Source organism: Saccharopolyspora sp. NPDC050389, assembly GCF_040655595.1.
Classification (GTDB): Bacteria; Actinomycetota; Actinomycetes; order Mycobacteriales; family Pseudonocardiaceae; genus Saccharopolyspora.
Window position 1 is genome coordinate 1 of the sequence record NZ_JBFAKG010000146.1, and the last position, 6,575, is coordinate 6,575.

8 protein-coding genes are annotated in these 6,575 nt (G+C 70.5%); 3 read left to right on the forward strand and 5 right to left on the reverse strand.

Annotation, left to right across the window (positions count from 1 at the left end; translation table 11 throughout):
* Positions 1–114: 114 nt before the first annotated feature.
* From AB0I53_RS46470 to AB0I53_RS46490, 5 genes are all read right to left on the reverse strand, one after another.
* The gene (locus AB0I53_RS46470; RefSeq protein WP_358616783.1) at positions 115–804 is read right to left on the reverse strand and encodes a VTT domain-containing protein; all 690 of its coding nucleotides are present in this window, start codon (positions 802–804) and stop codon (positions 115–117) included.
* A 102-nt stretch (positions 805–906) separates the two neighbouring features.
* A complete protein-coding gene (locus tag AB0I53_RS46475) occupies positions 907–1,107 on the reverse strand; it encodes a hypothetical protein (protein WP_358616785.1) in 201 nt (66 codons plus the stop codon).
* A 394-nt stretch (positions 1,108–1,501) separates the two neighbouring features.
* Positions 1,502–2,650, reverse strand: coding sequence for an N-acetylglucosamine-6-phosphate deacetylase (nagA, locus tag AB0I53_RS46480; RefSeq protein ID WP_358616788.1), 1,149 nt, complete (start codon positions 2,648–2,650; stop codon positions 1,502–1,504).
* Positions 2,647–3,570 (reverse strand): ROK family protein, encoded by a 924-nt coding sequence (locus AB0I53_RS46485; RefSeq protein WP_358616791.1) that lies wholly within the window; start codon positions 3,568–3,570, stop codon positions 2,647–2,649. Before AB0I53_RS46485 ends, nagA begins: the two co-directional genes overlap by 4 nt.
* Before the next feature lie 87 nt (positions 3,571–3,657).
* The gene (locus AB0I53_RS46490) at positions 3,658–4,230 is read right to left on the reverse strand and encodes a SigE family RNA polymerase sigma factor (protein WP_358616793.1); all 573 of its coding nucleotides are present in this window, start codon (positions 4,228–4,230) and stop codon (positions 3,658–3,660) included.
* Positions 4,231–4,322: 92 nt separating this feature from the next.
* Between AB0I53_RS46490 and AB0I53_RS46495 the strand changes: the two genes are divergently transcribed.
* The 3 genes from AB0I53_RS46495 (at position 4,323) to AB0I53_RS46505 (ending at position 6,381) form a co-directional block, all read left to right on the forward strand.
* Entirely contained in the window at positions 4,323–4,601 is a 279-nt protein-coding gene (locus tag AB0I53_RS46495; RefSeq protein ID WP_358616795.1) for a YciI family protein, read from the forward strand.
* 248 nt (positions 4,602–4,849) lie between these two features.
* Positions 4,850–5,884 (forward strand): class II fructose-bisphosphate aldolase, encoded by a 1,035-nt coding sequence (gene fbaA, locus AB0I53_RS46500; RefSeq protein ID WP_358616797.1) that lies wholly within the window; start codon positions 4,850–4,852, stop codon positions 5,882–5,884.
* 86 nt (positions 5,885–5,970) lie between these two features.
* Entirely contained in the window at positions 5,971–6,381 is a 411-nt protein-coding gene (locus AB0I53_RS46505; protein ID WP_358616799.1) for a DUF3151 domain-containing protein, read from the forward strand.
* The last annotated feature ends 194 nt before the right edge of the window (positions 6,382–6,575 follow it).

Consider the following 6,575-nt stretch of genomic DNA (forward strand, 5'->3'; position numbering starts at 1 on the left):
CCGCGTGGGTGTAGATCGCCGCCCCGGTGGCGCGGTGGGCGCGGGCGGCGGCGCGGAAGGAGCGCTCCTCGGCCGCTGAGATGTACCACTTGTCCGCGCGAAGGTGGCGACTGGTCAGCTCGCGGCGTTGCGGGTCTTCTCGCGGCGGCTCTTCAGGTACTCGATGATGATCGGGACGACCGAGACCAGCACGATCAGGATCGCCATCGCTTCGAGGTTGTTCCTGATCCACGGGATGTTGCCGAGGAAGAAGCCGAGCACCGTCATGCTCACGGTCCACGCGATGCCGCCGATCGCGGAGAAGCTGAAGAACTTCTTCTGGTCCATCTGCGCGACGCCCGCGACGGCGGTGATGAAGGTCCGGATGATCGGCACGAACCGGGCCAGGATGATCGCGCGCGCCCCGTACTTCTCGAAGAACTCGTGGGTCTTGTCCACGTGCTCCTTCTTGAACAGCTTCGAGTCCGGTTTGCTGAACATCGACGGCCCGACCTTGCGGCCGATCCAATACCCGGTCACGTTGCCCACGAACGCGCACACCGCGAGCAGCACGCACACCAGCCAGATCGGGGTGTCGATAGCGCCGGTGGCGACGAACAGGCCGGTCACGAACAGCAGCGAGTCACCGGGCAGGAAGAACCCGATGAGCAGGCCGCACTCGGCGAAGATGATCAAGCACACGCCGATCAGGGCGAACGGCCCCATCGACTGGATGATGTGCTCCGGATCGAGCCAGTCCGGCAGCAGGGCGAGCGCGGGGGTGTTCGCGGCGGCGTCGACAATCGCGGGCAATTCGGTCGTCACGCTTGCCAACGGTACCGTGACCGCCCCTGCGTCAACCCCCGGGCGAGCAAGCCCACCGAACACGCAGGGCAATCCCATGATCACCCGGTAGAGGGCGTCGGCTCACACCACCGGGAACAGCGTGAGCGCTCCGGCGATGGCCCCGGCCAGGAGCCCGACGAGCAGCGCGAACAACAGCACGCCGACCACCGGGAGGCGCTTGCGCGGCGGAGCGGGCGGAGGCGGCGGAGCCGTGCCGGGGCTGCCCCCGGCCTGGGCGCGCAGCGCCGCCGACAGGACGTGTTCGGGGTCGGGTCGGGTCACCCCCCGAGCGTAAGCGAGGAGACCGCGGAGCAGGGCCGTTGCAGGTCAGGTGTCGTGAGTACTTTGGACTGCTGTAGATAGAGGCTGTTTCCAAACTTGTCCTGCGTGGCGGTGCGGGTGGCGGCCCCCCTGCGGGAGTCACCGCGGTCTTCTCGCTGTGGGATCCCCGACATCGTGAATGCCAATTCACCACGTCGGGGTTGTCCTCGTTGGGAGAACCCCGGAGGGGTGGGCACCGTGAACCCGCGGCGGTGCGGGTTGCGTGGGTGGGCTAAGCGGCTGCGCCGCTTCAAAGACAAAACGCCCGCGTTACCACATCCGCACGTCACCACATCCAAAACAGGCTCTATAGCACTCCAACGCACTCACGACGCTTGACCAGCGACGACCGTGCTCAGTTCGGTTCGGTCACCCAGGCACCGTCCTTCATGACCGCGTCCAGCTCCAGGTCGGAGTCCAGCACGACCAGGTCCGCCGCGAGGCCCGGGCGGATCTCGCCGATCCGGTCGCCGAGGCCGAGCAGCTGCGCCGGTTTCGTCGACGACGCCGCTACCGCCGCAGGCACCGTCAGGCCGCAACTGCGGACCAGGTTCCGGAACGCCACGTCCATGGTCAGCGTGCTGCCCGCCAGCGAGCCGTCCGCGAGCCGCGGCTCGCCGTCGGTCACCGTGACCGGCAGCTTGCCCAGCTCGTAGGTGCCGTCGCCCGCCTCGGTCGCGCTGATCGCGTCGGTGACCAGCACGGTCCGCCCGGTGCCCGCGTGCGAGGCGGCCAGCTTCACCACCGCCGGGTGCAGGTGCACCAGGTCGCAGATGAGCTCTACGGTCACCCGCTCGTCCTCCAGCAGCACGCCGATCGGGCCCGGCTCCCGGTGGTGCAGCGGGCGCATCGCGTTGAACAGGTGCGTGGCGACCGTCGCGCCCGCCTCCACCGCGGGCACCACCTGGTCCAGCACGGCGTCGGTGTGCCCGACGGCGGCGATCACGCCCTGGTCCACCAGCCGCCGGATGGCGGTCAGCGACTCCGGCAGCTCCGGTGCCAGCGTGATCATCCGCACCGCGCCCCGCCCCGCGTCCAGCAGCTGCTGGACGGCAGAGGCCTCCGGCGGGCGGAGGATCGCCGGGTCGTGCGCGCCGCAGCGCGCCGCCGACAGGAATGGCCCCTCCAGGTGGATGCCCGCCAGCGCGCCGTCGACGACCAGCTCGCTGAGCGCGCTGATCTGCTTGGCGAGATCGGGCAGCGGCGCCGACACGAGGCTGGCCAGCATCGTCGTCGTGCCGTGCGCGCGGTGGGTGTTGATCGCGGCGTGCGACTGGTCGAGCTCGATGCCGGTGAAGGAGCCGCCGCCACCGCCGTGGCAGTGGATGTCCACGAAGCCGGGCACCAGCCACCGGCCGGCCAGGTCGACGGCGGGGCCGGCCGGCGCCGGGCCGCCGCCGACCGCGGTGATCTGCCCGCCGGAGACCTGGACCCAACCGCGGTCCAGCACTCCGTCGGCGGTTACGACATGCCCACCGGCGAGGATCAGTTCGGGAGCGTTCACGTTGTTTTCAACCCTTCCGTCGCCAGCAGCGCTGCACCGAGGCAACCCGCGGTGTCGCCGAGCTCGGCCAATTTGAGGTGGGGGCGGCGGTGGTATGCCGCCAGCATGCCGTCCAACCGGGCGCGTAGCGGCTCGACGAGCAACTCGCCGGCCTGCGCGAACCCGCCGCCGAGCACGATGCACTCGGGCGCCGCGACCGTCACGAGCACCAGCAACCCCCTGGCCAGTGCGTCGATCGCGTCCTGCCAAACCGCCTGGGCATCCGGATCGCCGGTCCGCACCGCGGCGGCGACGTCGGCGCCCGAGACGTCCCGCCCGGTTCGCGTCCGGTAGCGCCGGGCGACCGCAGCCGACGATGCCACGGCCTCGACGCAACCGCTGCTCCCGCAGCCGCACGGCTCGCCGTGCCCGACGTCGATGTGCCCGACCTCGCCGGCGAAGCCGCCGCCGGCGTAGACCTGGCCGCCGAGCACCAGCGCGGCGGCGATCCCGGTGCCGATCGGCAGCACGACCACGTCGCGCATGCCGCGGGCGGCGCCCAGGCGGGCCTCGGCGAGCCCGCCGGCGCGGACGTCGTGGCCGAAGGCCAGCGGCAGGTCGATGCGGGCGGCGAGCCGGTCGCGCAGCGGCACGTCCCGCCAACCGAGGTTCGCGGAGAACACTCCGACACCGCGAGCCTCGTCGACCGCACCGGGCACCACGACGCCGACGGCGTCCACCGAGTCCGCGCCGGAGCGCAGTTCGGACACCAGTTCGGTCACGGCCTCGACGACGAGATCGGCGGTCGCTGCGCCGTCCGAGCCGCGCGGGGTCGGGCGGCGGGCATGGCGCAACTGCCGGGCGGTATCGCGGCCGACGGCCACCAAGGCGGCCTTCATGTCGGTACCGCCGACGTCTACGGCGATGGCGTGTGCGGTCACGCCGACGATCCTCCGCTACCAGCCACCCAATGGTCTACACCAAATCGGTGTGTCGTTCGCCGGGGATTTCGCGGACTTCCCCGTCGATCAGTTGCCCATCAGCTTCTGCAGGGCCTCCAGACCGCGGCTCGCGGTCGACTTCACCGTGCCCTTCGAAACGCCCGTGGCCTCGGCGATCTCGGCTTCCGTGAGGTTTCCGTAGTACCGCAGCACCAGCACCTCGCGCTGCCGCCGCGGCAGCTTGCCCAGCGACTCCACGACCGCCTGGTGCTCGGCGGTCAACATCGCCAGCGACTCGGCCGAACGGGCGTCGGCCTGGTGCGGCGGCTGGTACTCGCGAGCCGTCTTGCGGCGCCGCAGCACCGAGCGGCTGCCGTTGACGACCGCGGTCCGCAGGTATCCGATCGCCGCGCGGGCGTCGCGCAGCCCGGCCCAGTTCCGGTACAGCCCGGTGAACGCCTCCTGCACCACGTCCTCGGCCGTCGCCGGATCGTCTACCAGCAGGATCGCCAGCCGCACCATCCGCATGCGCTGCTGGCGGTACAGGTCTTCGAGGGTCAGCGGTTGCGCCGGGGCCTCGATTGCGGCGCTGTCCAGCGCACGCAGGTGTCCGAGGGTCTGCTCGACGCTCCGTTCGGCGCTGTGCGAATCACCGGCCATGATCGAACAACCTACCGGCTGGCCACTGGTGCGGGTACCACGACCGGGTAGCGTCGATACCGATCGGTGATCTGCAGCGGAGGTGTCGAGAAATGGCCAAGTTCGTGGTCGATCTGGTGTACGGCGAGGACGAGGAGCGCCGCCTCGAGGTGCGACCCGCGCACCGGGAGTACTGCCGCGAACTCGGCGAGCGCGGAGTGCTGCTGGCCGGCGGCCCGTTCGCCGACAACCTCGGCGCCCAGCTGATCTACGAGGCCGCCGACGCCGACGAGCTCGGGAAGGTCCTCGCCGCGGATCCCTACACCGAGGCCGGCGTGATCGCCAAGACCACCGTCCGCGAGTGGAACCTGCTCACCGGCGCCTGGGCGTAGCGGCCGCGCCACCAAGATCGAAACGGCGAGCTCTCTGGCCGCCGAACCTGCAGCGTGTGAGGATGTCCACAGGATTCGTGCCGTTCTGAATCCTGTCACCGACTTTCCAAAACGCCCCCGGCTGGGGCACTGTGACGCGAAAGTGTGGCACCGGGCCGAACGTGCCCGCTGACAGCGGGCACGAGCTCGTAGGATGCTGCGCGACTCCCCGTCACCAAGACCAAACTCCACCCCGAGGAGGACGACCGATGCCCATCGCGACCCCCGAGGTCTACGCGGAGATGCTGGACCGGGCGAAGGCGGGCGAATTCGCCTACCCGGCCATCAACGTGACCTCGTCGGAGACGCTCAACGCGGCGCTGCGCGGGTTCGCCGAGGCCGAGAGTGACGGCATCATCCAGTTCTCGACCGGTGGCGCCGAGTTCGCCTCCGGCACCAAGGTCAAGGACATGGTCACCGGCGCGACCGCGCTGGCCGAGTTCGCGCACGTGGTGGCCGCGAAGTACCCGGTGAACATCGCGCTGCACACCGACCACTGCCCGAAGGACAAGCTGGACGGCTTCGTCCGGCCGCTGATCCAGATCAGCCAGGAGCGGGTCAACCGCGGCGAGAACCCGCTGTTCCAGTCGCACATGTGGGACGGCTCGGCCATCGACCTGGACGAGAACCTGGAGATCGCCCAGGAACTGCTGGCCGCCGCCGCCCAGGCCAAGATCATCCTGGAGCTGGAGGTCGGCGTCGTCGGCGGCGAGGAAGACGGCGTCGCCAACGACATCAACGAGAAGCTCTACACCGCGCCCGGCGACTACGAGAAGACCGTGGACGCGCTCGGCAGCGGCGAGAACGGCCGCTACCTGCTGGCCGCCACGTTCGGCAACGTGCACGGCGTCTACAAGCCGGGCAACGTCAAGCTGCGCCCGGAGATCCTCAAGCAGGGTCAGGACGTGGTGACGGAGAAGCTCGGCCTGCCTGCCGGCTCGAAGCCGTTCGACCTGGTCTTCCACGGCGGCTCCGGCTCGCTGCTGGAGGAGATCCACGAGGCGGTCTCCTACGGCGTGGTGAAGATGAACATCGACACCGACACCCAGTACGCCTTCACCCGGCCCATCGCGGACCACATGTTCAAGAACTACGACGGCGTGCTGAAGATCGACGGCGAGGTCGGCAACAAGAAGGCCTACGACCCGCGCAGCTACCTGAAGGTGGCTGAGCAGGCGATGGCGGCCCGCGTCGCCCACGCCTGCGAGAACCTGAAGTCGGCAGGCCGCATGCTCGCCGGCTGAGTGCTTTCCCGGCTCGATTGATCGAGAAGACGGCCCGTTCGCCCGGTGGCGGACGGGCCGTCTTCGCACCTGGAAGGATTGGGCGCATGACGAGGAACCTGTTGGAACCGCCGGAGACCCTGCTGCCGGAGAACGAGGCCGCGCAGGGCGAACTCGCCGCCGGCACCGACCCGGCCGAGGTCGCCGCGCACCACCCCACCTTCAGCGCCGCGTGGGCTGCGCTCGCGGAGGCCGCGCTCGACCGCGGCGAGACCATCGCCGCCTACGCCTACGCCCGCACCGGCTACCACCGCGGCCTGGACGCGCTGCGCAAGGCCGGCTGGAAGGGCTTCGGGCCGGTGCCGTGGCGGCACGCCCCGAACCAGGGCGTGCTCCGCTCGATCGCGGCGCTGGCGAAGGCCGCGAGGGGAATCGGCGAGGCCGACGAGTTCGACCGCTGCCGCCAGCTGCTCGCCGACAGCGACCCGGCTTCGCTGGAAGCGACCGGCCTGGCCTGAGCCGCGTGCGCGACCGGCGGCCAAGACCTGTCCGCTGGTATGTGCCGGTGAGCACGGGGCCGCTGGTATGTGCCGGTGAGCACGGGGCCGTGAGTCTTTTTGGGGGGGGTGTCCCCCCCCCAAAAAGAGCGGCCCCGCAGCCACCCGCACACCCGCCCCCGGGGGAGGAGCGGCGGGGATCCGCGCGCGCCCCC

Bases quoted from the DNA above. Each gene is read 5' to 3' on its own strand.
- AB0I53_RS46490 (WP_358616793.1), bottom strand. From the start codon at position 4,230: ATGGCCGGTGATTCGCACAGCGCCGAACGGAGCGTCGAGCAGACCCTC.
- AB0I53_RS46495 (WP_358616795.1), top strand. From the start codon at position 4,323: ATGGCCAAGTTCGTGGTCGATCTGGTGTACGGCGAGGACGAGGAGCGC.
- fbaA (WP_358616797.1), top strand. From the start codon at position 4,850: ATGCCCATCGCGACCCCCGAGGTCTACGCGGAGATGCTGGACCGGGCG.
- AB0I53_RS46505 (WP_358616799.1), top strand. From the start codon at position 5,971: ATGACGAGGAACCTGTTGGAACCGCCGGAGACCCTGCTGCCGGAGAAC.